26 protein-coding genes and 1 other RNA gene are annotated in these 25881 nt (G+C 61.2%); 13 read left to right on the top strand and 14 right to left on the bottom strand.

Annotated elements, in window-relative coordinates; all coding sequences use genetic code 11:
• The first annotated feature begins 7 nt into the window (after positions 1 to 7).
• Both ssrS and AC1RR7_RS09705 read left to right on the top strand, forming a co-directional pair.
• A non-coding RNA gene (gene ssrS, locus AC1RR7_RS09710) (6S RNA) lies at positions 8 to 186 on the top strand.
• Positions 187 to 267: 81 nt separating this feature from the next.
• Positions 268 to 873, top strand: a complete 606-nt coding sequence (locus AC1RR7_RS09705; protein ID WP_493157237.1) for a 5-formyltetrahydrofolate cyclo-ligase — start codon at positions 268 to 270, stop codon at positions 871 to 873.
• 37 nt (positions 874 to 910) lie between these two features.
• Here AC1RR7_RS09705 and AC1RR7_RS09700 read toward each other — a convergent pair whose 3' ends face one another.
• Positions 911 to 1066: a hypothetical protein gene (locus tag AC1RR7_RS09700; protein ID WP_007911192.1), complete on the bottom strand. Its 156-nt coding sequence runs from the start codon at positions 1064 to 1066 to the stop codon at positions 911 to 913.
• Positions 1067 to 1263: 197 nt separating this feature from the next.
• Between AC1RR7_RS09700 and AC1RR7_RS09695 the strand changes: the two genes are divergently transcribed.
• On the top strand, positions 1264 to 1713 hold the full coding sequence (locus AC1RR7_RS09695) for an EVE domain-containing protein (RefSeq protein WP_096817412.1): 450 nt from the start codon (positions 1264 to 1266) through the stop codon (positions 1711 to 1713).
• Between the two features lie 46 nt (positions 1714 to 1759).
• Here the strand turns inward: AC1RR7_RS09695 and AC1RR7_RS09690 are convergent, their stop codons facing one another.
• On the bottom strand, positions 1760 to 2167 hold the full coding sequence (locus AC1RR7_RS09690) for a flagellar basal body-associated protein FliL (protein WP_065259922.1): 408 nt from the start codon (positions 2165 to 2167) through the stop codon (positions 1760 to 1762).
• A 150-nt stretch (positions 2168 to 2317) separates the two neighbouring features.
• Here AC1RR7_RS09690 and AC1RR7_RS09685 point away from each other — a divergent pair, with 150 nt between their 5' ends.
• Complete coding sequence (locus AC1RR7_RS09685; protein ID WP_493157235.1) at positions 2318 to 3295, top strand: NADPH:quinone oxidoreductase family protein; 978 nt, start codon at positions 2318 to 2320, stop codon at positions 3293 to 3295.
• A gap of 15 nt (positions 3296 to 3310) precedes the next feature.
• Here AC1RR7_RS09685 and AC1RR7_RS09680 read toward each other — a convergent pair whose 3' ends face one another.
• Positions 3311 to 3943, bottom strand: a complete 633-nt coding sequence (locus AC1RR7_RS09680) for a flagellar basal body-associated protein FliL (protein ID WP_493065654.1) — start codon at positions 3941 to 3943, stop codon at positions 3311 to 3313.
• Positions 3944 to 4168: 225 nt separating this feature from the next.
• Between AC1RR7_RS09680 and glpT the strand changes: the two genes are divergently transcribed.
• Positions 4169 to 5518, top strand: coding sequence for a glycerol-3-phosphate transporter (gene glpT, locus AC1RR7_RS09675; RefSeq protein WP_096817403.1), 1350 nt, complete (start codon positions 4169 to 4171; stop codon positions 5516 to 5518).
• Here glpT and AC1RR7_RS09670 read toward each other — a convergent pair.
• Positions 5494 to 6162, bottom strand: a complete 669-nt coding sequence (locus AC1RR7_RS09670) for a gamma-glutamylcyclotransferase (protein ID WP_085708964.1) — start codon at positions 6160 to 6162, stop codon at positions 5494 to 5496. The genes glpT and AC1RR7_RS09670 overlap by 25 nt on opposite strands.
• Before the next feature lie 355 nt (positions 6163 to 6517).
• On the opposite strand from AC1RR7_RS09670, the gene AC1RR7_RS09665 reads away from it, so the two are divergent.
• The gene (locus AC1RR7_RS09665; RefSeq protein WP_096817400.1) at positions 6518 to 6994 is read left to right on the top strand and encodes a sn-glycerol-3-phosphate transporter; all 477 of its coding nucleotides are present in this window, start codon (positions 6518 to 6520) and stop codon (positions 6992 to 6994) included.
• Between the two features lie 19 nt (positions 6995 to 7013).
• Here the strand turns inward: AC1RR7_RS09665 and AC1RR7_RS09660 are convergent, their stop codons facing one another.
• The 6 genes from AC1RR7_RS09660 to AC1RR7_RS09635 form a co-directional block, all read right to left on the bottom strand.
• Positions 7014 to 7982 (bottom strand): CDP-6-deoxy-delta-3,4-glucoseen reductase, encoded by a 969-nt coding sequence (locus tag AC1RR7_RS09660; RefSeq protein ID WP_493157233.1) that lies wholly within the window; start codon positions 7980 to 7982, stop codon positions 7014 to 7016.
• Entirely contained in the window at positions 7982 to 9448 is a 1467-nt protein-coding gene (gene ubiD, locus AC1RR7_RS09655) for a 4-hydroxy-3-polyprenylbenzoate decarboxylase (RefSeq protein WP_007951823.1), read from the bottom strand. The genes AC1RR7_RS09660 and ubiD overlap by 1 nt, the downstream gene beginning before the upstream one ends.
• A gap of 69 nt (positions 9449 to 9517) precedes the next feature.
• Positions 9518 to 11515 carry an acyltransferase family protein gene (locus tag AC1RR7_RS09650; protein ID WP_493157231.1) on the bottom strand — a complete coding sequence of 666 codons (1998 nt, stop codon included), beginning with the start codon at positions 11513 to 11515 and terminating at the stop codon, positions 9518 to 9520.
• A 171-nt stretch (positions 11516 to 11686) separates the two neighbouring features.
• The gene (gene rho, locus AC1RR7_RS09645) at positions 11687 to 12946 is read right to left on the bottom strand and encodes a transcription termination factor Rho (RefSeq protein ID WP_003229334.1); all 1260 of its coding nucleotides are present in this window, start codon (positions 12944 to 12946) and stop codon (positions 11687 to 11689) included.
• Positions 12947 to 13197: 251 nt separating this feature from the next.
• Positions 13198 to 13527 carry a thioredoxin TrxA gene (gene trxA / locus AC1RR7_RS09640; RefSeq protein ID WP_003206727.1) on the bottom strand — a complete coding sequence of 110 codons (330 nt, stop codon included), beginning with the start codon at positions 13525 to 13527 and terminating at the stop codon, positions 13198 to 13200.
• Between the two features lie 120 nt (positions 13528 to 13647).
• Positions 13648 to 14355 carry a FadR/GntR family transcriptional regulator gene (locus tag AC1RR7_RS09635; RefSeq protein ID WP_493157229.1) on the bottom strand — a complete coding sequence of 236 codons (708 nt, stop codon included), beginning with the start codon at positions 14353 to 14355 and terminating at the stop codon, positions 13648 to 13650.
• Between the two features lie 256 nt (positions 14356 to 14611).
• Between AC1RR7_RS09635 and AC1RR7_RS09630 the strand changes: the two genes are divergently transcribed.
• From AC1RR7_RS09630 to ppx, 5 genes are all read left to right on the top strand, one after another.
• Entirely contained in the window at positions 14612 to 15397 is a 786-nt protein-coding gene (locus AC1RR7_RS09630; protein ID WP_096817393.1) for a transporter substrate-binding domain-containing protein, read from the top strand.
• Positions 15398 to 15418: 21 nt separating this feature from the next.
• The gene (locus AC1RR7_RS09625; protein WP_011336489.1) at positions 15419 to 16099 is read left to right on the top strand and encodes an amino acid ABC transporter permease; all 681 of its coding nucleotides are present in this window, start codon (positions 15419 to 15421) and stop codon (positions 16097 to 16099) included.
• Complete coding sequence (locus AC1RR7_RS09620; RefSeq protein ID WP_102619629.1) at positions 16096 to 16746, top strand: amino acid ABC transporter permease; 651 nt, start codon at positions 16096 to 16098, stop codon at positions 16744 to 16746. The genes AC1RR7_RS09625 and AC1RR7_RS09620 overlap by 4 nt, the downstream gene beginning before the upstream one ends.
• On the top strand, positions 16733 to 17470 hold the full coding sequence (locus AC1RR7_RS09615; RefSeq protein WP_249483018.1) for an amino acid ABC transporter ATP-binding protein: 738 nt from the start codon (positions 16733 to 16735) through the stop codon (positions 17468 to 17470). Before AC1RR7_RS09620 ends, AC1RR7_RS09615 begins: the two co-directional genes overlap by 14 nt.
• Positions 17471 to 17574: 104 nt before the next feature.
• The gene (gene ppx / locus AC1RR7_RS09610; protein ID WP_096817389.1) at positions 17575 to 19077 is read left to right on the top strand and encodes an exopolyphosphatase; all 1503 of its coding nucleotides are present in this window, start codon (positions 17575 to 17577) and stop codon (positions 19075 to 19077) included.
• Positions 19078 to 19143: 66 nt separating this feature from the next.
• On the opposite strand, the gene ppk1 is transcribed toward ppx, so the two are convergent.
• Together ppk1 and hemB are read right to left on the bottom strand one after the other, a co-directional pair.
• Positions 19144 to 21369, bottom strand: coding sequence for a polyphosphate kinase 1 (ppk1, locus tag AC1RR7_RS09605; protein WP_096817387.1), 2226 nt, complete (start codon positions 21367 to 21369; stop codon positions 19144 to 19146).
• 18 nt (positions 21370 to 21387) lie between these two features.
• Positions 21388 to 22401, bottom strand: a complete 1014-nt coding sequence (gene hemB / locus AC1RR7_RS09600) for a porphobilinogen synthase (RefSeq protein WP_007951836.1) — start codon at positions 22399 to 22401, stop codon at positions 21388 to 21390.
• Between the two features lie 208 nt (positions 22402 to 22609).
• Between hemB and AC1RR7_RS09595 the strand changes: the two genes are divergently transcribed.
• A complete protein-coding gene (locus AC1RR7_RS09595; RefSeq protein WP_096817385.1) occupies positions 22610 to 23266 on the top strand; it encodes a DedA family protein in 657 nt (218 codons plus the stop codon).
• Here the strand turns inward: AC1RR7_RS09595 and AC1RR7_RS09590 are convergent.
• A complete protein-coding gene (locus tag AC1RR7_RS09590; protein ID WP_493157226.1) occupies positions 23247 to 24482 on the bottom strand; it encodes a sterol desaturase family protein in 1236 nt (411 codons plus the stop codon). The two genes, AC1RR7_RS09595 and AC1RR7_RS09590, sit on opposite strands and share 20 nt — an antisense overlap.
• A gap of 116 nt (positions 24483 to 24598) precedes the next feature.
• Between AC1RR7_RS09590 and elbB the strand changes: the two genes are divergently transcribed.
• A complete protein-coding gene (elbB, locus tag AC1RR7_RS09585) occupies positions 24599 to 25267 on the top strand; it encodes an isoprenoid biosynthesis glyoxalase ElbB (protein WP_493157225.1) in 669 nt (222 codons plus the stop codon).
• Positions 25268 to 25423: 156 nt separating this feature from the next.
• On the opposite strand, the gene AC1RR7_RS09580 is transcribed toward elbB, so the two are convergent.
• Entirely contained in the window at positions 25424 to 25879 is a 456-nt protein-coding gene (locus AC1RR7_RS09580) for a YaiI/YqxD family protein (protein ID WP_493157429.1), read from the bottom strand.
• Between the last annotated feature and the right edge of the window lie 2 nt (positions 25880 to 25881).

Genomic DNA, 25881 nt, shown 5'->3' with positions numbered 1-25881 from the left:
CTCGCCGCACTCCCTGGGGTGCTTGCCAGTTGACGATGTCCCTGAGCCGATTTGCACTACCCTGGGGGTTGCACGTTGGGCTGGTGTGCATGTCCGCCAGACGGAAAGCCTTAAAGCCTACTGCATCCTCCACCTTGAACTCTCGGGTTCAAGGGCTAAGTCGACAGCGGCTCATCCGGGGAGCCTGATTCGAATCCGATGCCGGTGCATGCCGGCATCGGATTTTTTATGCGTACGTTTTCGTCCTCATCCTGCCGAAGCCGAACCATGACCAAACCCGCGTTGCTGCCCCGCCCCCAACTGCGCCGCCTGCTGCGCAAGGCCCGCCGCTCCCTGACGCCGAGCCAGCAACGCCAGGCCGCCGAAGGCCTGTACAAACAGCTCGCGCAGGACCCGCAATTTCGCCGGGCCAGACACATTTCCCTGTACCTGCCCACCGACGGTGAAATCGACCCGCGCCTGCTGCTGCGCGCCGCCCAGCGTCGAGGCAAGAAAACCTACCTGCCGGTGCTGAGCGCCTGGCCGCGAACCAAAATGGTCTTTCAGCAGATTCGGCCCGGCGAAAAGCTGCGGCCCAACCGTTTCCGTATTCTTGAGCCCCGGGTCAATGTCGCCCGTCAGCGCAAGATCTGGGCACTGGATCTGGTGTTGTTGCCACTGGTGGGGTTTGACGATGTCGGCGGGCGCCTGGGGATGGGCGGTGGATTCTACGACCGCAGCCTGGCGTATCTGGCCCGACGCCAGAACTGGCGCAAGCCGACGCTGTTGGGCCTGGCCCATGAATGTCAGAAAGTCGAACGACTGGCGCAGGCCAGCTGGGATGTACCGTTGCAGGGAACGGTGACCGACAAGGCGTGGTATTTCGCAGGGTAGGCGCCGCGAGGGATTCAGCGGGGCCGGGAAGACGGTGTCAGCGTTTGAACGCTGTCGACTGCTGTACTTGTTGCGCCACTTCAATCGGAGCATCGGCCTTGTTGGCCCACAGACTTTGCGCATAACCGGTGGTCACGACGCCAAGACCGAACAAAATCACCAAAGTCCACAGCAAATCCGGTTTGCGTTTCATCGATTGCCCCCCTCAAGGCACATCATCACGATGACAGCAGCGGTTTCCATTCGTAGGCCGTGCAGCAGCGTCAAGCTTTAAAGGCCGGCATTTTGCGACAACGTGAACCTCTGCGCAAATGCTGGCGTCAACCGACTGTCGGTTTGTCATAAAATTGCCCGACAACCTGCCCAATGACCGTTTCAGGAGCACACACCATGGCCTATTGGCTGATGAAATCCGAGCCCGACGAACTTTCGATCAAGGGTCTGGAAAAACTCGGCAAAGCGCGCTGGGACGGGGTGCGCAACTATCAGGCGCGCAATTTCCTGCGGGCCATGGCGGTGGGGGATGAGTTCTTTTTCTATCACTCCAGCTGCCCGGAGCCGGGCATTGCCGGAATCGGCAAGATTATCGAGGCGGCCTACCCCGACCCGACGGCACTCGAGCCCGAGAGCCACTACTACGATCCGAAAGCCACGCCGGAGAAAAACGCCTGGAGTGCGATCGATGTCGCCCATGTCGAGACGTTTGCCCGGGTATTGAAGCTGGATTACCTGAAACAGCAGACCGCCCTGGCCGAAATGCCACTGGTGCAGAAGGGTTCGCGGCTGTCGGTGATGCCGGTGACGGCCGAGCAGTGGGCGGCGGTCATCGCGTTGCGCTAATGCGCCTGTGCAGGAGCCGGCAAACCGGCTCATGCACATTCCAGTCTTACTGAATGATCAGGTTGTTGAACAACAGATCCTCGACCACCGGCTTGCCGGTCTCGTCATTCATCACTTGCTGGGTCTGCTTCAAGGCTTCCTGACGCAGTTTTTCCTTGCCTTCGATGCTGCCCATCGCATCGGTGGTCTGCTGGGTGAACAGCGCCACCAGCTGATTGCGGATCAGCGGCTCGTTGGCCTTGACCAGTTTGGTCGCCTCGTCACCGGTCACCCGCAACGCCACGTCGGCCTTGTAGACCTTGAGCTTCGGCGTGCCGTCCAGCCCGTAGTTGCCCACGAACGGCGGGCTCAAGGTGATGTAGTTGACCTTCGGCGCCTCGCCTTCTTTGGCTTCTTCGGCCAGCGCTGCCACAGGCAGAGACAGGGCCAGCAACAACATGATCCACGCTTTCACAATTCGCTCCTTATCCGGTTTGCGGCCTAGCATAACGACCCGCCGCGCAAGCACAAGCTTATGGCGGACTATCAGGGCCGGGCATGCTCGTTGACCCGTTGACTGCCACACCTACACTTATCGGCCATCACTCCCAAAGGAATAGCCCTGATGAAAGCCGTGCTGTGCAAAGCCTTCGGCCCTGCCGAATCGCTGGTGCTGGAAGACGTCGCCAGTCCTGTCGCCAAGAAGAATGAAATCCTGCTGGACGTGCACGCCGCCGGGGTCAACTTCCCGGACACGCTGATCATTGAGGGCAAGTACCAGTTCAAGCCGCCCTTCCCGTTTTCCCCGGGTGGCGAAGCCTCCGGCGTGGTCAGCTCGGTAGGTGAGAAAGTCAGTCATTTGAAGGTCGGTGACCGGGTCATGGCCCTGACCGGTTGGGGCAGCTTCGCCGAGCAGGTCGCCGTGCCGGGCTATAACGTGCTGCCGATTCCACCGTCGATGGATTTCAACACCGCCGCCGCGTTCAGCATGACCTACGGCACTTCGATGCACGCGCTCAAGCAGCGCGGCAACCTGCAACCGGGCGAAACCCTTTTGGTGCTCGGCGCCTCCGGCGGCGTTGGCCTGGCTGCCGTGGAGATCGGCAAAGCCATGGGCGCCCGGGTGATCGCGGCCGCCAGCAGCGCCGAGAAGCTTGCCGTGGCCAAGGCCGCCGGTGCCGACGAATTGATCAACTACAGCGAAACCAGCCTCAAGGACGAAATCAAGCGCCTGACCGACGGCCAGGGTGCCGACGTGATCTACGACCCGGTCGGCGGCGACCTGTTCGACCAGGCCATCCGCGCCATCGCCTGGAACGGCCGCCTGCTGGTGGTCGGCTTCGCCAGCGGACGCATTCCCGAACTGCCGGTCAACCTCGTGCTACTCAAAGGCGCGGCCGTGCTCGGCGTGTTCTGGGGCTCCTTCGCCCAGCGCCAGCCACAGGACAACGCGGCGAACTTCCAGCAACTGTTCGGCTGGTTTGCCGAGGGCAAGCTGAAGCCGCTGGTGTCGCAGGTGTATCCGCTGAGCGAGGCGGCACAGGCGATCAATGATCTTGGGCAGCGCAAGGCTGTTGGCAAGGTTGTGGTGCAGGTGCGCTGAAGCACCTCAGAGCCGTCATCTGTTGCCGGGAGGATCCTCAGCATCGCCCGGCAACAGATGTTCCTGAACCTTCCGGCTGCGGGCCTTGATGAGGTGGCCCTCTTCATCGAAGCGCAGGACGATCAACCAGTCGTAGACTTCGTCCGGCCATTTTTTCTGGCCCATCAGGGCCGTGCTGTCGCCGCCGAACGCTTGAATCAGGTGGTTGATATGGCCGTGATGCCAGGCGATCAGGATCGTCGGCGCCTGATTGCTCTTGCGCAGCAGCTTGACCAGTTCGTGGGCATCGCCATTGATGTAAGGCTGTTCGACAGACAGGCCCAGGCGCTCGGCCAGCGGGGTCAACGTCAGGCGTGAGCGGGAACTCACCGGGCTGTCGCCGGCGGCAATCAGTCGTTCCGGGGTCAGTGTCTGGCCATCCAGCTTCAACGGATTGAAATAGTCCACATAGGCCTGAGCCCGTTGTTCGCCCCGGGCATTGAGTACCGTCCCTTCAGTCGGCTTTTCCGCATGGCGAATGATCAGCACCGTGGCATTGCGCAAACCGGACTGGGCAGGGTGATCGGCGTAAATCAATGTCAGCACCGCAACGACAATGACCGTCGCTGCCAATAATCGGCGCATCAGCATGCGAACCTTCAAAGCCATCATTCATCTCTGTTGATCAGTCGGTCGACGGATCGCGAGTCTAAGCCACCCCATGTTCACAAGTGGTGAAAACGCCCTGTTCTTACAGCAGAGCGACAGGTTCGTAAAAGAACGTGCGACTTCCAACATTTTCCGCTGTTTTGCCGATGCGAACCGGTGCTATTTTCGGTAACGAAACTGTAACATTCGCATCCGCAGTCAAAACAAGAAATTTGGAGCTCTTGAATGTTTGCTTTCTTTCGACCTGCCGCACATCAGGCTCCATTGCCTGAAGAAAAAATAGACAGTACTTACCGACGCCTGCGTTGGCAGATCTTCGCCGGTATCTTCTTTGGCTACGCGGGTTACTACCTGCTGCGCAAAAACTTCTCCCTGGCCATGCCGTACCTGATCGACGAGGGTTATACCCGTGGCGAGCTGGGTCTGGCGATGTCGGCCATCGCAATCGCCTACGGTCTTTCCAAGTTCCTGATGGGCCTGGTCTCCGACCGCTCCAACCCGCGCTACTTCCTGCCATTCGGCCTGCTGGTCTCGGCGGGGGTGATGTTCATTTTCGGTTTCGCGCCTTGGGCAACGTCCAGCGTGACCATGATGTTCATCCTGCTGTTCATCAACGGCTGGGCCCAGGGCATGGGCTGGCCGCCGAGCGGACGGACCATGGTGCACTGGTGGTCGCAGAAGGAACGCGGTGGCGTGGTGTCCGTGTGGAACGTGGCGCACAACGTCGGTGGCGGTCTGATCGGCCCGCTGTTCCTGATCGGCATGGGCCTGTTCAACGACTGGCATTCGGCATTCTACGTGCCGGCGGCGGTAGCCCTGGCGGTGGCGGCGTTTGCCTTCATCACCATGCGTGACACCCCGCAATCGGTCGGCCTGCCGCCGATCGAGAAGTACAAGAACGATTACCCGGAAGGCTACGACGCCAGCCACGAAGACGAATTCAGCGCCAAGGAAATCTTCGTCAAATACGTGCTGCGCAACAAAATGCTCTGGTACATCGCCCTGGCCAACGTCTTCGTCTACCTGTTGCGCTACGGCGTACTGGACTGGGCGCCGACCTACCTCAAGGAAGCCAAGCACTTCGACGTCGACAAGACTTCGTGGGCCTACTTCTTCTACGAGTGGGCGGGTATTCCGGGCACGCTACTGTGCGGCTGGATGTCGGACAAGATCTTCCGTGGCAACCGTGGCCTGACCGGCATGGTGTTCATGGCCCTGGTGACCGTGGCGACCCTGGTTTACTGGCTGAACCCGGCCGGTAACCCGACCGTCGACATGATCGCGCTGTTCTCGATCGGCTTCCTGATCTACGGCCCGGTGATGCTGATCGGTCTGCAGGCGCTGGAGCTGGCGCCGAAGAAAGCCGCCGGTACTGCAGCGGGCTTCACCGGCCTGTTCGGTTATCTGGGTGGTTCGGTCGCGGCCAGTGCAGCGATGGGCTACACCGTGGACCACTTCGGTTGGGATGGCGGTTTCGTGCTGCTGGTGGGCGCTTGCCTGCTGTCGATGGCCTTCCTGGCGCCGACCCTGTGGCACAAGCAAGTCGCCAGTCAGAGCCGCGAAGCAGTCGCCTGATCGGCTTTTGACTTACAGCGCTTGAGCCGCGCCTCCAGATTCCGGTCTGGCATGGCGTGGCTGCGCAGGGCGTGAGCGGTCTGCTCGACATAATCGCGAGTCGTGCCGTAACGCCCGCAAGCGCTTTCGAACACCTGGCTCAGCACATGATCCGGCAGATTGCCGGCATAGCTGGGCAGGTGTCGTTCCAAGACAAATCCCAACGCCTGTACCTGGCTGCCATCTTCAAGTCGGCAGTTGAGCCAGTGTGGGCGATAGGACGGGAACGGCATCTCGCGTTTCCACAGCGCATACAGCGCACTGTCGAGGTTGTCTTCCGGCAACCGATAGGCGAAGCCGCTGCACGAGCCGCCGCGATCCAGACCGAACACCAGCCCCGGCATTTCCGGCGTGCCGCGATGTTCGTGAGACCACAAGTACAAACCGCGATGGTAGCCATGCACCCGCCCGCGCACCCGCTCCACCGCCGAACATTCCGGCCGCCATATCAACGAACCATACGCGAACAACCACACCGGCCCACCCTTGTGGCGTGCCATGGTCGATTGCATGGAAGCGAGAAGTTGTTCGTGAGTCAGCTGCGGCCCCAGGTCGAGCCGCGGAGGGTAAGCCAGATTCAGAAAAGCAGATTCAATGGCTGTCATGACGGAAGTATTCGGCCCCGCAAGTATTACAAGATGTAAGCACAATTCGCTTGATAGAACATATAGCAGTAACTGTAAAACGAAAAGTGCTAAAGGATGTATGACACCTTTGATAGCGCTAATTCGGGGTTATCCGCGAGGGCTATCTTGTTTGATATAGCCTAATACCATTGCGCAGATATCTTAAATACCCGAATGAAATATCGATAAGCCTTCGCTTCGTTCAGGTTTCGTTCATGAAGCCCCGGGATTTTTCCTACTAAAATTTCGGACTTTCCATATTTACCGTCGCTGAACGCCTACGTACAACGGCTTTCCTCTGGCGCAAGCCAACCCGTTCAACCGAGGCTGCACGATGAACACACCAAGGCTTTTGGCCGCACTTTTATTGATTCAGACCGGCCAGGCACTGGCCGCCGATGATTCGCAAGAGGACAAGGGTTTCTGGTATGCACAGACCAGTGTCTATACCAAACATTACTCACCCGACCCCGAACACAATAATCATCAGGACTTGATCGGCATTGAACGCAATCAGGCTTCCGGCTGGGTATTTGGCGGGGCAACTTTCCGCAACTCGTTCCGCCAGCGCTCCAATTACGCCTATGCCGGCAAACGCTTCGACAGTGCCGATTATCCGGTGTACGTGAAACTCACCGGTGGGTTGCTGCAGGGTTATCGGGGTGACTACAAGGACAAGATCCCGCTCAATCACTTCGGCGTTGCACCGGTGATCATTCCGTCCGTCGGCACCCATTACGGCCCGCTGGCCGCCGAGCTGGTCTTTCTCGGCGCCAACGCGGCCATGGTGACGACGGGCGTGCGGTTCTAGGAGGGCTCAGTCGCGCGGCTCAAGAGCGCGGCGCATACGCAAACACATCGGCGCGCATCTGGTGGGCATCCATCCCGGCTTCCACCAGCGCATCCAGCGTGCCGTAGACCATCGCCGGCGAACCACTGGCATAGACGTGCAAGGGTTTCAGATCCGGAAAGTCCTCGCACACCGCCTCATGCAACATCCCGCAGCGCCCTTCCCAGCCGCATTGGTCGCTGACGACCTTGTGCAGGAACAGGTTGGGCAGCTTCAGCCATTCGTCCCAATGTTCGATTTCATAGAAATCTTCCGGACGACGCACGCCCCAGTACAAATGCACCGGATGTTTGAAGCCGTTGGCCCGGCAATGTTCGATCAGGCTGTGAATCTGGCCCATGCCGGTGCCGGCGGCGATCAGCACCAGCAGCCCGTCGGGCAATTCCGCGAGGTGGGTGTCGCCGAACGGCAGCTCGACCCGCACCATCGAATTGCGCTGCAGTTGCTCGATCAGGTTCAGGGCACTGGCTTCACGCGCCAGTACGTGGATTTCCAGGTCTCGCCCGCCGTGGGGCGCCGAGGCCATGGAAAAGGCTGACTTCTCGCCGCTCTCGCGCTCGATCATCAGGTACTGGCCCGCGTGATAACGCGGCGGCTTGCCGGCCGGCGCCCGCAGGCGCACGCGCCAAGTATCGCCACCGACGTCCCGGCATTCGATGACCTGACACGACAGGCTGCGCACCGGCAGTTCTCCCAGCGCGAGCACGCCATCCCACAGCAGGATGCAGTCTTCCAGCGGCTCCGCTATGCAAGTGTAGAACTCGCCGTGGTCTTGCACCTTTCCGGCCTGTTCGACCCGGCCTTCCACCAGCAGCGCTGCGCACACGTGACAATTGCCGTTGCGGCAGCTTTGCGGGCATTCGTAGCCCAGGCGCCGCGCACCATCGAGAATCCGCTCTCCGGGCCGTATCTCGAGCACCGCTCCGGAGGGCTGCAGGGTTACACGCATCAATCTATTCCTAACTGATTCCAGATGGCATCGATCCGTTGGGTGACGGCATCATCCTTGACGATGACGCGGCCCCACTCGCGAGTGGTTTCGCCCGGCCACTTGTGAGTGGCGTCCAGGCCCATCTTCGAGCCAAGACCCGACACCGGCGAGGCGAAGTCGAGGTAGTCGATCGGCGTGTTGTCGATCATCACCGTGTCGCGCTTGGGGTCCATGCGCGTGGTGATGGCCCAGATCACGTCGTTCCAGTCCCGCGCGTTGATATCGTCGTCGGTGACGATAACGAACTTGGTGTACATGAACTGTCGCAAAAACGACCAGACACCCAGCATCACGCGCTTGGCATGCCCCGGATACGACTTCTTCATCGTCACCACGGCCATGCGGTACGAACAGCCTTCCGGCGGCAGGTAGAAGTCGGTGATCTCCGGGAACTGCTTCTGCAGGATCGGCACGAACACTTCGTTCAACGCCACGCCGAGAATCGCCGGTTCATCCGGTGGACGGCCGGTGTAGGTGCTGTGGTAGATCGGTTTGATCCGGTGGGTGATGCGCTCGACGGTGAACACCGGGAAGCTGTCGACTTCGTTGTAGTAACCGGTGTGGTCGCCGTACGGGCCTTCGTCGGCCATCTCGCCCGGATGGATTACGCCTTCAAGGATGATTTCGGCCGTGGCCGGCACTTGCAGGTCGTTGCCACGGCACTTCACCAATTCTGTGCGGCTATCGCGCAACAGGCCGGCGAAGGCGTATTCGGAGAGGCTGTCCGGCACCGGGGTGACGGCGCCGAGAATGGTTGCAGGATCCGCGCCGAGGGCCACGGACACCGGGAACGGCTGGCCCGGATGTTTCTCGCACCACTCACGAAAATCCAGCGCGCCGCCACGGTGGCTGAGCCAGCGCATGATGACCTTGTTGCGGCCGATCACTTGCTGACGGTAGATGCCGAGGTTCTGCCGATCCTTGTTAGGACCTTTGGTGACGGTCAGGCCCCAGGTGATCAGCGGCGCCACGTCGCCCGGCCAGCAGGTCTGCACCGGCAGCATCGCCAAGTCGACGTCATCACCTTCGATGACCACTTCCTGGCACGGGGCGTCTTTGACGACTTTCGGCGCCATCGCGATGATCTTGCGGAAGATCGGCAACTTCGACCACGCATCTTTCAAGCCCTTCGGCGGCTCCGGCTCCTTGAGGAACGCCAGTAGCTTGCCGATTTCGCGCAGCTCGCTGACCGACTCGGCGCCCATGCCCATGGCGACCCGCTCGGGCGTGCCGAACAGGTTGCCGAGCACCGGAATGTCATAGCCGGTCGGTTTCTCGAACAGCAGCGCCGGGCCCTTGGCCCGCAGTGTGCGGTCGCACACTTCGGTCATCTCCAGCACCGGCGAGACGGGAATCTGGATGCGTTTCAACTCTCCGCGCTGCTCAAGCTGCTGCACGAAATCCCGAAGATCCTTGAATTTCATTGACGATGGCACCCTCAAAATAGGCGTACATCCTACCTGCTATGCCGGTCGCTGGCAGCCCGTCACTGCTTACTTGGCTGCATTCACCTGGCCGCTACCCGGATTTTTACCGGCCTGCAGACTGACAAACAGCGGTTCGAGGATCGGCGCCACGAATCGCGCACCGACTTCCGACAGGTGATTGTCATCCTTGTACAGCGAATAGCCGTCGAGTTCGGCGCGACACAGACCGTGTTCATCACACAGCCGTGGCGCCGGATCGATCACCCGCACCATCGGATCCTGCGCCAGTTGGGCGAACAACCGGCTGATGAATGCCTGGCGCTTGTCATGCTCGCCGATGGCCAGGCCGACCTCATCCACCGAATGACCCAGCATCGCAAGGCGTGTCAGGCGATACGGCGGGTTGAACGCCTGCAACGGCGCCTCTTTCACCAGCCAGACCCGATGCCCGCCCTCACGCAATTGAGCAAGCCGTGCGCGCAGCCCATCGGCCAGACGTTGTTCAGCGACGGCACTGTCGTACTTACCATCCGGCTTTCTGAGCGCATGGTCGAGATCCCCTTTGGCGTCGCCATACAGATAGAGGCTCCAACGCGCGACCAGCACCACATCGCTGATACGTTGCGCGCTCAACCCCTGCTCGACACGCCGATTGAAACGCGTACAGGCCGCGTCATGCTCCAACCCTTCAACCGGAATACAACCGGCAGAGCTGGCGAGGATCACGTTGACGCCATGGGCTTGCGCAGCGTCCTCCAGCACCGGAATCAGTGCCGTAGCGTGGCTGTCACCCCAGACCATCGCCTGGGCCGGCAGGCTTTCCACACCGTAATGGCAGAACAGCTTGTCATCCGGGGCCTTGTCGTCCGTCAGGCACGCCATCAGCTCCGGCCGCCACTCGTGGCCCTTGGCATATTGCAGCGCCTGCTCGGACAGACGCGACGGCAAGCCATCGGTCCAGCGCAGGGCTTGCCCGGCCAGGCCGAGCACCAGAATGCCGCAAAAACCGGCCAGCAGAACCTGCCGGCGTCCGGCGAGCAGGCGACGCTCGCGGAACGGTGTCTCGACGAACTTCCAAGACAGGTAACCCAGCACCAGCGTCAGCAGGATCAATCCTGCGATGTCCAGCGCCCCCGGTTCCTCGACGCTGGCATAGCTGGAAAACACGAACACCGGCCAGTGCCACAAGTACCAGGAATAGGAAATCAGGCCGAGGCCGACCATCACCCGACTGCTCAGCAATTGACCCATCAACGTTTCACGATGACCGTTGGCCAGGATCAGCGCCACCACGCCCAGCACCGGCAGCAGCGCCGCGGCGCCGGGGAATGGCGTGCTTTTGTCGTACCCGAAGACGGCCAGCAGGATCAGCGCCATGCCGAGCAGGCTCAGCCCCTGCGCTGCCATCGGTTTGAGGCGCCACGAATGCCGGGGCGCCACGGCGAGCATCGCACCGGCCAGCAGCTCCCACGCCCGCATCGGCAACAGGAAAAACGCCTTCTCCGGATAATGATGGACCGCCCACACGCTCAGCCCGAAGGACAGCAACAACACGCCGAACAGCGCCAGCCGCCAGTGTTTCAGACGGCTCGACAGCAAGGTCAGCAACAGCGGGAAGAGAATGTAGAACTGTTCCTCCACCGCCAGCGACCAAGTGTGCAGCAGCGGCTTGAGATCCGAAGCGACGTCAAAATAGCCATCCTGACGCATGAACAGAATGTTCGAGACGAAGGTTACCTGGTAGCGCACCGAGCGCCCGAGCTCTTCGTAGTCCTTGGGTGCCAGCAGGAACCAGCCCACCGCCAGCACCGCGATGATCATCGCAAACAGCGCCGGCAGGATCCGCCGGGCGCGTCGGGCCCAGAACTCGACGAAGCTGAAACGCCCGGCCTGGCGCTGGTTCCAGATGATCGAGGTGATGAGGTAGCCGGAAATCACGAAAAACACGTCCACGCCGACAAATCCGCCGGTGAACCCCGGGACGCCAAAGTGGAACAGCACCACGGCAATCACAGCGACTGCGCGCAAGCCGTCGATATCCCTTCGATAAGCGAGTGTGCTCATAAATCTTTAATGCCAATCAGGTGGTTATTTTTTGTACAGCCCAAGGCGCTGCTTCTTGTTTTTCCGGCACACGGACCTTAACAGATCGCACACCTGCGATCGCCCGGACAAAAATCAGGCAAAAAAATGGCGCCCCTGAAGGGCGCCATCTTTCGGACTCAACCGACGATGTTACTTGCGCTTCATCGACAGGAAGAACTCGTCGTTGGTCTTGGTCGTTTTCAGCTTGTCGACCAGGAACTCGATGGCAGCTACTTCGTCCATCGGGTGCAGCAGCTTGCGCAGGATCCACATGCGCTGCAGTTCGTCGTCGGCGGTCAGCAACTCTTCGCGGCGGGTGCCGGAGCGGTTGATGTTGATGGCCGGGAACACACGCTTCTCGGCGATCTTGCGATCCAGAGGCAGTTCCATGTTGCCGGTACCCTTGAACTCTTCGTAGATCACTTCGTCCATCTTCGAGCCGGTTTCAACCAGCGCGGTGGCGATAATGGTCAGCGAGCCGCCTTCTTCGATGTTACGCGCGGCACCGAAGAAACGCTTCGGCTTCTCCAGGGCGTGGGCATCGACACCACCGGTCAGCACCTTGCCGGAGCTCGGGATCACGGTGTTGTAGGCACGGGCCAGACGGGTGATGGAGTCGAGCAGGATCACCACGTCCTTCTTGTGTTCGACCAGGCGCTTGGCCTTCTCGATCACCATTTCAGCCACTTGTACGTGACGGGTCGGCGGTTCGTCGAAGGTCGAGGCAACCACTTCGCCGCGCACGGTGCGCTGCATTTCGGTCACTTCTTCCGGACGTTCGTCGATCAACAGCACGATCAGGTGAACTTCAGGGTTGTTACGGGCGATGTTGGCCGCGATGTTCTGCAGCATGATCGTCTTACCGGCTTTCGGCGGTGCAACGATCAGACCGCGCTGGCCTTTGCCGATCGGGGCGCACAGGTCGATCACACGACCGGTCAGGTCTTCGGTGGAACCGTTGCCGGCTTCCATCTTCATGCGCACGGTCGGGAACAGCGGGGTCAGGTTCTCGAAGAGAATCTTGTTTTTCGCGTTCTCTGGACGATCGAAGTTGATCGTGTCGACCTTGAGCAGGGCGAAGTAACGCTCGCCTTCCTTTGGCGGCCGGATCTTGCCAACGATGGTGTCACCGGTGCGCAGGTTGAAACGGCGGATCTGGCTCGGCGAGACGTAGATGTCGTCAGGGCCGGCGAGGTAGGAAGCGTCAGCGGAGCGCAGGAAGCCGAAGCCGTCCTGGAGAATCTCCAGCACGCCATCACCGGAGATTTCCTCACCGCTTTTCGCGTGCTTTTTCAGCAGGGAGAAAATCACGTCCTGCTTGCGCGAACGGGCCATATTTTCTATGCCCATCTGTTCGGCCAATTCGAGCAGTTCGGTAATCGGCTTTTGCTTGAGTTCAGTCAGATTCATATAGGAATGACGTAATCATTTATGGAGGGGGGGGAAATTAAGCTTTTGGCTTAATGAGGCCGCGCCGCGGAGAAGGCGACAGGATCGCGTACTTGTTCGAAAAGGAGTGCGTCGGCGACGGCTAGCAGGGGGCAGTGGAGAAACCAGTGCGGGGCCGAATGTATCACCTGAGTTTCGGAGCGTCTAGCCCTGAATACGCAAAAAGCCCCGCGATTTGCGGGGCTTTTTGAGGACAATCTTTACCGCGACGCTTAGATGTTGGCGTCGAGGAAAGCAGCCAGTTGCGACTTCGACAGAGCGCCGACCTTGGTCGCTTCCACGTTGCCGTTCTTGAACAGCATCAGGGTCGGAATACCACGTACGCCGTGCTTGGCCGGGGTTTCCTGGTTTTCGTCGATGTTCAGCTTGGCAACGGTCAGCTTGCCTTTGTAAGTCTCTGCAATCTCGTCCAGAACCGGAGCGATCATTTTGCAAGGGCCGCACCATTCAGCCCAGTAGTCGACCAGGACAGCGCCTTCGGCCTTGAGTACGTCGGCTTCGAAGCTAGCGTCGCTAACGTGTTTGATCAGATCGCTGCTCATGGAATTCTCCAGGTTGTAAGCAAAAAAACGTGGCCCATCATAGCCGCCCTTCCCTTGTTCAGGAAGCCGCAGATGATTGAGTCTTGCTATGGCACTCGATGAGTTTGGGTATAGCTCAAGTCACGCGCTGGCGGGGGCGATGAAGGCAATTCCAGTGCGCAACGCCGCGTTGCGCACGTGCTCCTGCATGGCTTTCTGGGCGGCAGCGGACGCCCGGCGCGCCAGGGCGCGGAGGATCTTGCGGTGTTCCTGCCAGGTTTCCATGGCCCGTTCGGCGCGGATGAACGGTAGCTTCTGGCTCTCCAGAAAGATGTCGGCGCTGGCGGTGAGGATGCTCAGCATCGCCTGATTGCCGCTGGCCCGCAGGATCCGCCGGTGGAATTCGAAATCCAGTTTCGCCGCGGCCTCGAAGTCGCCAGCGCGCAGCTGTTCGCGCATGGCCGCCACGTTGTCTTCCAGTTCATCCAGATCAAACGTACTCAGCGTCACCGCCGCCAGCCCGGCCGCGAACCCTTCCAGCGCATAGCGCAACTGAAAGATCTCCAGCGGCGAGGCCTGGGCTGCAAACGGCCAGGCCGGCGCGCCCTCCCCGCGCGGCAACTCCACCGGCGACTGCACGAACACACCCTTGCCCGGCTGGATGCTGACCACCCCCAGCGCACTCAAGGACGACAACGCCTCGCGCAACGACGCCCGACTGACCCCCAACCGCACCGCCAGATCCCGCTGCGAGGGCAGCGCATCACCGGGGCCGAAACCCTGCTCGGTAATCAGTTTGCGGATCGCTTGCAGCGCCACTTCGGGTACGGCGCGGGAGATCGAGTTCATGGTTTTCCAGTCGGACCAGGCCAAGGTGCGGCCAGTTGTAAAGCTATTCGAGGCGTCAGGCAAGTCATGCCCCAGCGGGGTTCGACGGCGCACGCCGATGCGCTATCGCAGTGCGAAATCCAACCTGACTGTTCAGACCAGTAAGACCGAACAAACCCGCTAAACCCGTGGCTTTGCGCCGCCAAACCGCTGTCTTGGCACGGCCCATGCTCTGTCCGATCGCAGAATTCACTTCCCGCCGATCCGGAGATTGTCCATGACGAAGCGTTACAGCGCCCTCCTCGCCGCCCTGTTTGCCGGTCTGATGCTGAGCCAGGCCCCCGCCCATGCCGACGGTCTGGACGACGTGGTCAAACGCGGCACCTTGAAAGTCGCCGTGCCTCAGGACTTCCCGCCATTCGGCTCGGTCGGCCCGGACATGAAGCCGCGCGGCCTGGACATCGATACCGCGAAACTGCTGGCCGACCAGCTCAAGGTCAAACTCGAACTGACCCCGGTCAACAGCACCAACCGCATCCCGTTCCTGACCACCGGCAAGGTCGACCTGGTGATTTCCAGCCTCGGCAAGAACCCCGAACGCGAGAAGGTCATCGATTTCTCCCGTGCCTACGCACCGTTCTACCTCGCTGTGTTCGGCCCGCCGGAGGCAGCCGTCAGCACCCTGGACGACCTCAAGGGCAAGACCATCAGTGTCACTCGCGGCGCCATCGAAGACATCGAGCTGACCAAGGTCGCCCCTGAAGGCGTGACCATCAAACGCTTCGAAGACAACAACTCGACCATCGCCGCCTATCTCGCCGGCCAGGTCGACCTGATCGCCAGCGGCAACGTGGTGATGGTGGCGATCAGCGAAAAGAGCCCGAAACGCGTACCGGCGTTGAAAGTGAAGCTCAAGGATTCGCCGGTCTACGTCGGCGTGAACAAGAACGAACCGGCGCTGCTGGGCAAGGTCAACGAGATCCTGGCCACCGCCAAGGCTGACGGCGCGCTGGAAAAGAACGCGCAGACCTGGCTCAAAGAGCCGCTGCCGGCCGACCTCTGACCGGCAACGCGGGAGACTTTCATGGCCTATCAGTTCGATTTCTTGCCGGTGGTGGAAAACACCGACCTGCTGCTGCGCGGGGCGCTGTTCACCCTTGAGCTGACAGCCATCGGCGCGCTGTTCGGGGTTGGCGTGGGCATCGTCGGGGCGCTGGTGCGGGCGTGGAACATCCGCCCGTTCTCGACAATCTTCGGCGTGTACGTCGAGTTGATCCGCAACACGCCGTTCCTGGTGCAGCTGTTCTTCATCTTCTTCGGTCTGCCGTCCCTTGGCGTGCAGATCTCCGAGTGGCAGGCGGCGGTGCTGGCGATGGTGATCAACCTCGGTGCGTACTCGACCGAGATCATCCGTGCCGGCATCCAGGCGATCCCGCGCGGGCAACTGGAGGCCGCTGCTGCGCTGGCGATGAGCCGTTTCGAAGCGTTCCGCCACGTGGTGCTGCTGCCGGCACTGGGCAAGGTCTGGCCGGCCCTGAGCAGCCAGATCATCATCGTCATGCTCGGTTCGGCGGTGTGTTCGCAGATCGCCACCGAGGAGTTGAGCTTCGCCGCCAACTTCATTCAGTCGCGCAACTTCCGCGCCTTTGAAACCTATGCCCTGACCACCCTCATTTATCTGTGCATGGCGCTGCTGATCCGTCAGTTACTGAACTGGCTCGGTCGGCGCTACCTGTCGAAAAGCAGCGCAAGGAGCAGCCAATGAGCGACTTCACGTTCTGGGACATCCTGCGCAACCTGCTCACCGGCCTGCAATGGACGCTGGCGTTGTCGCTGGTGGCGTTCATTGGCGGCGGGATCGTCGGGTTGCTGATCCTGATCATGCGCATCTCGAAAAAACCGCTGCCCAGCAGCATCGCCCGCACCTGGATCGAACTGTTCCAGGGCACGCCGTTGCTGATGCAGCTGTTTCTGGTGTTCTTCGGCGTGGCGCTGGCCGGCGTGGAGATTTCGCCGTGGATGGCGGCGGCCATTGCCCTGACGCTGTTCACCAGCGCCTATCTGGCGGAGATCTGGCGCGGTTGCGTCGAGGCGATTCCCAATGGCCAGTGGGAAGCTTCGTCGAGCCTGGCGCTCAATCCGCTGGAGCAACTGCGTTACGTGATCCTGCCGCAAGCGCTGCGCATCGCCGTGGCGCCGACCGTGGGCTTCTCGGTGCAGGTGGTCAAAGGCACCGCCGTGACCTCGATCATCGGCTTCACCGAATTGACCAAGACCGGCGGCATGCTCGCCAACGCCACCTTCGAACCGTTCATGGTCTACGGCCTCGTCGCCGCCGGCTACTTCCTGCTCTGCTACCCCTTGTCCCTCAGTGCGCGCTACCTGGAAAGGAGACTGCATGCCTCTGCTTAGAATTTCCGCCCTGCATAAATACTACGGCGATCACCACGTGCTCAAAGGCATCGACCTGAGCGTCGAGGAAGGCCAGGTCGTGGCGATCATCGGCCGCAGCGGTTCGGGCAAATCCACCCTGTTGCGCACCCTCAACGGCCTGGAATCGATCAACGACGGCGTGATCGAAGTCGACGGCGAATACCTTGACGCCGCCCGCGCCGACCTGCGCAGCCTGCGGCAGAAAGTCGGGATGGTGTTCCAGCAGTTCAACCTGTTCCCGCACCTGACTGTGGGCGAAAACGTGATGCTCGCGCCGCAGGTGGTGCAGAAAGTGCCCAAGGCCAAGGCTGCGGAACTGGCGCGGCAGATGCTTGAGCGCGTTGGCCTCGGCGAAAAGTTCGACGCCTTCCCGGAACGCCTCTCGGGTGGCCAGCAACAGCGTGTGGCGATTGCCCGGGCGCTGGCGATGTCGCCCAAGGTGCTGCTGTGCGACGAGATCACCTCGGCGCTGGACCCGGAACTGGTCAACGAAGTGCTCAGCGTGGTCCGCCAGCTCGCAAAGGAAGGCATGACGCTGATCATGGTCACCCACGAAATGCGCTTCGCCCGGGAGGTCGGGGACAAACTGGTGTTCATGCACCAGGGCAAGGTGCACGAGGTGGGCGACCCGAAGGTGTTGTTTGCCGATCCGCAGACGCCGGAACTGGCGAATTTCATCGGAACCGTGGAAGTCGCAGGCTGAAAGCAGGCCGTCAGTGCGCTAAATCAAGGGTTTGTACCATGCGCGTTGGCGGCAGCGTTTGATCGTGGCACGATGTCGAGGTTATCGACCGAGACCCCCAGACCATGCCGCAATCCCAAGCCAAGAATCTGTCCCTGATCGCCGCGATCGACCTGGGCTCCAACAGCTTCCACATGGTCGTGGCCAAGGCCCAGAACGGCGAAATCCGTATTCTCGAACGTCTCGGGGAGAAGGTTCAGCTGGCCGCCGGCATCGACGATGAGCGCCATCTCAACGAAGAATCCATGCAGCGCGGGCTTGATTGCCTCAAGCGTTTTGCCCAACTGATCAACGGTATGCCGCTGGGCGCCGTGCGGATCGTCGGCACCAACGCTCTGCGCGAGGCGCGCAACCGTGGCGAATTCATCCGTCGTGCCGAAGAAATCCTCGGCCACCCGGTGGAAGTCATCTCCGGCCGTGAAGAGGCGCGCCTGATCTACCTCGGCGTCTCTCACACCCTCGCCGACACTCCGGGCAAACGCCTGGTCGCCGACATCGGCGGCGGCAGTACCGAATTCATCATCGGCCAGCGCTTCGAGCCGTTGTTGCGCGAAAGCCTGCAAATGGGCTGCGTGAGTTTCACCCAGCGCTACTTCAAGGACGGCAAGATCACCCCGGCACGCTACGCCCAGGCCTACACGGCGGCGCGGCTGGAAATCATGAGCATCGAACACGCCCTGCACCGCCTGACCTGGGATGAAGCCATCGGCTCCTCGGGCACCATCCGCGCCATCGGCCTGGCGCTGAAGGCCGGCGGACATGGCACCGGCGAAGTGAACGCCGAAGGCCTGGCGTGGCTCAAGCGTCGCCTGTTCAAGCTCGGCGATGTCGACAAGATCGATTTCGAAGGCATCAAGCCGGATCGCCGCGCGATCTTCCCTGCAGGTTTAGCGATTCTTGAAGCGATCTTCGACGCCCTCGAACTGCAGCGTATGGATCACTGCGAAGGCGCGCTGCGCGAAGGCGTACTCTACGACCTGCTCGGCCGCCATCATCACGAAGACGTGCGCGAACGCACCCTGACCTCGCTGATGGAGCGCTACCACGTCGATCTGGAACAGGCCGTACGCGTCGAGCGCAAAGCCCTGCACGCCTTCGATCAAGTGGCTGTCGATTGGCAGCTGGACGATGGTATCTGGCGCGAACTGCTGGGCTGGGCGGCGAAAGTGCACGAAGTCGGGCTCGACATCGCTCACTACCAATACCACAAGCACGGCGCCTACCTGATCGAGCACTCGGACCTGGCCGGTTTCTCCCGCGAAGACCAGCAAATGCTCGCCCTGCTGGTGCGCGGCCACCGCCGCAACATCCCCAAGGACAAGTTTGCCGAGTTCGGCGACGACGGCGACAAGCTGATCCGCCTGTGCGTGCTGCTGCGCTTTGCGATCCTGTTCCATCACATTCGCGGCACCCAGACCATGCCGCAGGTCGCGCTGCACGCCAATGGCGACAACCTCGATGTGGAATTCCCGGAGAACTGGCTGGATGAAAACCAGCTGACTCAGGCGGATTTCGCACTTGAGGCCGAGTGGCTGACGCGGGTGGGGATTGTTCTGACCGTGCACTGAGTAACCGGCAGGCACAAAAAAGGCGATCCGGATGGATCGCCTTTTTTATTGCGCCGAAATCTTCAGTCAGCTGCTGACCGGCAGAATCGGACTGCCCAACCGCTCCAGCAACGTCGCCTGCGCACTGCGCGGGTTCTGGTTGCCGGTCGGCGTGTTGCGGATGTAGCGGCCGTCCGACTGCAGGCTCCAGCTGTGGGTGTTGTCGGTCAGGTACAACTCCAGCTCTTTCTTGACCCGGGTCAGCAGCTTCTTGCCTTCCACCGGGAAGCAAGTCTCGACGCGCTTGTCGAGGTTGCGCTCCATCCAGTCAGCGCTGGAAAGGAACATTTGCTCCTCGCCACCGTTGAGGAAGTAGAACACGCGGGTGTGTTCAAGGAAGCGACCGATGATCGAGCGCACGTGAATGTTGTGCGAAACCCCGGCGATGCCCGGCCGCAGGCAGCACATGCCGCGCACCACCAGATCGATGCGCACGCCAGACTGGCTGGCCTTGTACAGCGCGCGGATGATCTTCGGATCGGTCAGCGAGTTGAACTTGGCGATGATGTGCGCCGGCTTGCCGTCGAGCGCGAATTGCGTCTCGCGCAGAATCATGTCGAGCATGCCCTTCTTTAGGGTGAACGGCGCGTGCAGCAGCTTCTTCATGCGCAGCGTCTTACCCATGCCGATCAACTGGCTGAACAGTTTGCCGACGTCTTCGCACAAGGCGTCGTCGGAGGTCAGCAGGCTGTAGTCGGTATACAGACGGGCGTTGCCGGCGTGGTAGTTACCGGTGCCGAGGTGCGCGTAACGCACGATCTCGCCGGCTTCGCGACGCAGGATCAGCATCATCTTGGCGTGGGTCTTGAAGCCGACCACGCCATAGATCACCACCGCACCGGCCGCTTGCAGACGGCTGGCCAGTTGCAGGTTGGACTCTTCGTCGAAGCGCGCACGCAGCTCGATGACCGCCGTCACTTCCTTGCCGTTACGCGCGGCGTCCACCAGCGCATCGACGATTTCCGAGTTGGCGCCGGAGCGGTACAGGGTCTGGCGTACAGCCAGAACGTGCGGGTCTTTCGCAGCCTGGCGCAGCAGGTCGACCACCGGGGTGAACGACTCGAACGGGTGCAGCAGCAGGATGTCCTGTTTGCTGACAACGCTGAAAATGTTCTCGCTGTTCTGCAGCAGTTTCGGGATCTGCGGCGTGAACGGCGTGTATTGCAGCTCCGGATGGCTGTCCAGACCGGTGATGCTGAACAGACGCGTCAGGTTGACCGGACCGTTGACCTGATACAGCTCGGTCTCGCTCAGGTTGAACTGCTTGAGCAGGTAGTCCGACAGGTGTTTCGGGCAGGTGTCGGCGACTTCCAGGCGCACGGCATCACCGTAACGACGGGAGAACAACTCACCACGCAGGGCGCGGGCCAGGTCTTCAACATCTTCGGAGTCGAGCGCCAGGTCAGCGTTTCGGGTCAGACGGAACTGGTAGCAGCCTTTTACCTTCATGCCCTGGAACAGGTCATCGGCGTGGGCATGGATCATCGACGACAGGAATACATAGTTGTCGCCAGGGCCGCCGACTTCTTCCGGCACCTTGATGATCCGCGGCAGCAAGCGTGGCGCCGGGATGATCGCCAGGCCGGAATCGCGACCGAAGGCGTCAATGCCTTCGAGCTCGACGATAAAGTTCAGGCTCTTGTTCACCAGCAACGGGAACGGGTGCGTCGGGTCGAGGCCGATCGGGGTGATGATCGGCGCGATCTCGTCGCGGAAGTAACGGCGCACCCAGGTCTTGAGCTTGGTCGTCCAGTAGCGGCGACGGATGAAGCGCACCTGATGCTTTTCCAGCTCCGGCAGCAGGATGTCGTTGAGGATCGCGTACTGACGGTCTACATGACCGTGCACCAGCTCGCTGATCCGCGCCAATGCCTGATGCGGTTGCAGGCCGTCGGCGCCGGCCTGTTCACGGGCGAAGGTGATCTGCTTCTTGAGGCCGGCGACGCGAATTTCGAAAAATTCGTCGAGGTTGCTGGAGAAGATCAGCAGGAACTTCAGCCGCTCCAGCAACGGATAGGACTCGTCCAGCGCCTGTTCCAGCACGCGGATGTTGAACTGCAGTTGCGACAATTCCCGGTGGATATACAGGCTGCTGTCATCCAGGCCGGGAATCGCGATCGCCGGGGCCGCCGGAGCGGGTTCAGTTGCCGGCGCAGGTGGCGCGGGCTCCAGTTCCGGCGGGGTTTCGGTAATCTGCTCGACCACGGGTTGAGCTTCTTTTACGGCAACTTCAGTGAGTCCTTCGGTATTCATCGAATGTTCCTGGGAGGGCTATTTCTGCTCTCGTAACAATTGAGCGGCACGGACAGCAAAGTAAGTCAGGATGCCATCAGCGCCGGCACGTTTAAAGGCGGTCAGGGATTCGAGGATCACGCCTTCGCTCAACCAGCCATTCTGGATCGCCGCCATGTGCATGGCGTATTCGCCGCTAACCTGATAGACGAAGGTCGGCACTTTGAAGGCATCTTTTACCCGGAACAAAATATCCAGGTACGGCATGCCGGGTTTGACCATGACCATGTCCGCGCCTTCAGACAAGTCCGCGCCCACTTCGTGCAGCGCTTCGTCGCTGTTGGCCGGGTCCATCTGATAGGAAGCCTTGTTCGCCTTGCCCAGGTTCGCGGCCGAACCCACAGCATCGCGGAACGGGCCGTAATAGGCGCTGGCGTACTTGGCCGAGTAGGCCATGATCCGCACGTTGACGTGACCGGCCAGCTCCAGCGCCTCACGGATCGCCTGGATGCGGCCATCCATCATGTCCGACGGGGCAACCACCTGGGCGCCGGCGGCGGCGTGGGACAGCGCCTGTTTGACCAGTGCATCGACGGTGATGTCGTTCTGCACATAGCCTTCTTCGTCGAGAATGCCGTCCTGACCGTGAGTGGTGAACGGATCCAGGGCGACGTCGGTGATCACGCCCAGCTCCGGGAATCGGTCACGCAGGGCGCGGGTGGCGCGCTGGGCGATACCTTCGGGATTCCAGGCTTCGGCGGCATCGAGGGATTTGAGCTCAGGTGGCGTGACCGGGAACAGCGCCAGCGCCGGAATCCCCAGCTCGACCCATTTGGCGGCTTCTTCAAGCAGCAGGTCGATGGTCAGGCGCTCGACACCTGGCATCGAAGCCACGGCTTCGCGGCGGTTTTCACCGTCGAGCACGAACACCGGCAGGATCAGGTCATCGACCGTCAACACGTTCTCACGCACCAGTCGCCGGGAAAAATCATCACGGCGATTGCGACGCAGGCGGGTGGCAGGGAACAGACGGTTGGCTGGGGTAAAGCTCACGGCAGACTCCTGAGCCCGCGCAAACGGGCGAGCGTGACAGTTATAGATGGCCATTATGACCAACGTATTACAGTTATGTGCACCCCTGTGGCAGGTAGTCGCATTCCATTGTCGTTGTAGGAAATGTTCACGTCGAGACACATTTCGACACTTTCCTGAATGTGTCCGAAGGGTTAGGCTGCGCGTTCATTTCGCCAGCACCCAGACAATGCTCCAACAATTTCTGCATGACTTCGGCTACTTTGCCCTGTTTCTCGGCACGTTCTTCGAAGGCGAAACCATCCTGGTGCTCGCGGGCTTCCTCGCGTTCCGTGGATACATGGACATCAACCTGGTGGTGGTCGTGGCGTTCTTCGGCAGCTATGCCGGCGATCAGCTGTGGTACTTCCTGGGCCGCAAACACGGACGCAAGTTGCTGGCGCGCAAACCGCGCTGGCAAATGATGGGCGACCGCGCGCTGGAGCATATCCGCAAGCACCCGGACATCTGGGTCCTGAGCTTCCGCTTCGTGTACGGCCTGCGCACGGTAATGCCGGTGGCGATCGGCCTGTCGGGCTACCCGCCGGGACGCTATCTGCTGCTGAACGGGATTGGCGCTGCGATCTGGGCCGCCGCCCTCGCTGCGGCCGCATACCACTTCGGTGCGGTGCTCGAAGGCATGCTGGGCAGCATCAAGAAATATGAGTTGTGGGTACTCGGTGCGCTGCTGGTGCTGGGTGTCGGCCTGTGGCTGCGCCGCCGGTTCAAGAATGCCCGGCTGGCCAAGAAGGTCTACGAGGACGAGCAGGCCGAACAACTGGCCAAAGCCGAACGGCACAAGGCTGAACTGGCCAAGGCTACCGACCCTAAGACGCCAGCCGAATAAACCGCTGGCGGCAGCAATACAGCCCGACGCCGCTGAGCAGGCTGTAACCGAACAGGCCGACCCACATCTGCGGGCCGGCCGGCCATAGCCCGACCTGCGGTGCCAGCCATACCAGCGGCAAATTCGCCGCCAACCGCAGCAGTTCCAGCCTCAGCGCCCACGGGCGATTCTCCAGGGCCACGCCCAACACAAACAAACCCAATGCCACCGCGCCCCAGCCCAGAATCAGGGCGCCGGTCGACAGGCTGTGTTCCAGATTCATCAGATAACTGCCCAGCGCCACGTAAACACCGAATTGCAGCACCACGTACCACTGCTGCCGGGTGCCCAACGGTACTTCGAATTTGCGGAACCGGCTCAAGTCCGGCTTGTGCATCGGGTATTTCGCCGCCACGTCTGCCGGACGCCAGCCGGTGCGCATGAACCAGATCCGCAGCTTGTCCCATTTGCTCCCGGCGCGGCGCGCGTCGTCCCACAGCTGCGCGTAGAACTGCACGTTAGCCCACAGCGGATTCCAGCTCGCCAGCGGAGTGGTCACGCCAAAAATCACCGGCTCGTTGTCGTCCTCTTCCTGGAACGAACCGAACAGACGATCCCAGATAATGAACACCCCGCCGTAGTTGCGATCCATGTAGAGAGCGTTCTGTGCATGGTGGGCCCGATGATTCGACGGTGTGACGAAGCACCATTCAAACCAGCCAAGCTTGGGAATGTGCTTGGTGTGAACCCAGAACTGGTACAGCAAATTGAGCGCCGCAACACTGACGAACACCAGCAACGGCACGCCGAGCACCGCCATCGGCAGGTAGAAGATCCAGCCCAGCAGAAACCCGGTGCTGGTCTGGCGCAACGCGGTGGAAAGGTTGTAGTCCTCACTCTGGTGATGCACCGAGTGAGCCGCCCAGAGAATGTTCCGCTCGTGGCCCATGCGGTGCAGCCAGTAGTAACAGAAGTCGTAGAGGACAAAAGCGAAGACCCACACCCAGGCACTGTCCGCCGGCAACCTGACCAGCGCCAGATGCTCCAGGGCAAAGCCGTAGGTCACCAGCCCCATGCCTTTGGTCAGCAGGCCGGTGGTGGTCGACAACACCCCGGTGCTGATGCTGTTCACCGCATCGGCCAGGCGATAGTTGCTCACCCCGCGCCAACGGTCGGCGATGAGCTCTGCCACGATCAATACGAAGAAAAACGGCACCGCATACAGAATGAAGTTCATGACGCGCCCTGATCGAGATCCGTGTGCACAGATCCTAGGTGTAGCCGTGGCTCGACCCTATGGCAACGAACGACAAATTAGTGGACATTTAGCGCCATGAATCTGGAGAGAAACCCATGAGCAAAAAAGTTGCAGTGATCCTGTCCGGTTGCGGCGTGTACGACGGCGCCGAGATCCACGAAAGCGTCATCACCCTGCTGCGCCTCGACCAGCGCGGCGCCCAGGTGCAGTGCTTCGCCCCGGACATCGCGCAATTGCATGTGATCAACCACCTCACCGGCAAGGAGATGTCCGAGTCGCGCAACGTGCTGGTGGAATCGGCACGCATCGCCCGGGGCAACGTCAAGGATGTCCGTGAAGCCGATGTCGATGACTTTGATGCGCTGATCGTGCCCGGCGGTTTTGGCGCAGCGAAGAACCTGTCGAACTTCGCCGTCGACGGCGCGGGCTGCTGCGTTCAGCCGGACGTACTGGCGCTGACCGAGGCCTTTGCCGAAGCGGGTAAACCGGTGGGCCTGATGTGCATTTCGCCGGCGCTGGCCGCCAAGATCTACGGCCCGGGCGTGACCTGCACCATCGGCAACGATGCCGACACCGCCACGGCGATCGGCAAGATGGGCGCCACCCACGAAGACTGCGCCGTGACCGACATCATCGAAGACAAGGCGCGCAAACTGGTGACCACCCCGGCCTACATGCTGGCGCAGTCGATCAGTGAAGCGGCTTCGGGGATCAACAAATTGGTGGATCGCGTGCTTGAACTGACCCACGAAAACGACGCCTGACCCCTCTTCTACGGCAATCGTTCCCACGCTCTGCGTGGGAATGTCTCTCGGGACGCTCCGCGTCCCAGCCTCACCGCGGATACAGATCAGACGCGGAGCGTCCAAGGCTGCATTCCCACGCGGAGCGTGGGAACGATCAAGTGCTGCGGGTGACGATCAAACCTCGCGCGCCAACCGCGTCAGGATCCGGTCCAGCGCATTGGCGAATGCCTGCTTCTCCCGGTCGCCGAACGGCGCCGGGCCGCCGCTGACCTGGCCCTGCTCACGCAGATCGGTGAACAGGTTGCGTGTCGCCAGCCGTTCACCCATGTTCTGCGCGTCGAACTCTTTGCCTCGCGGATCCAGCGCTGCAACGCCTTTCTTCACCAGCCGGTCGGCCAGCGGGATATCGCTGCAGATCACCAGTTCGCCCGGCACCGCGTGTTCCACCAGATAATCATCCGCCGCATCCGGGCCGCTCGGCACCACGATCAGCTTGACGATGGCCAGCGCCGGTTTGCTTTGCGGCTGCCCCGCCACCAGCACCACCTCGAAGCGGCGCTTGAGGGCGAACTTCACCACCAACTCCTTGGCCATCTTCGGGCAGGCGTCGGCATCGATCCATACGCGCATCA

It is taken from the genome of Pseudomonas sp. GW821-FHT11G12, from assembly GCF_058808055.1.
The sequence above is the reverse complement of the archived record's forward strand: the minus strand, read 5'-3'. Positions and strand labels throughout refer to the sequence as shown.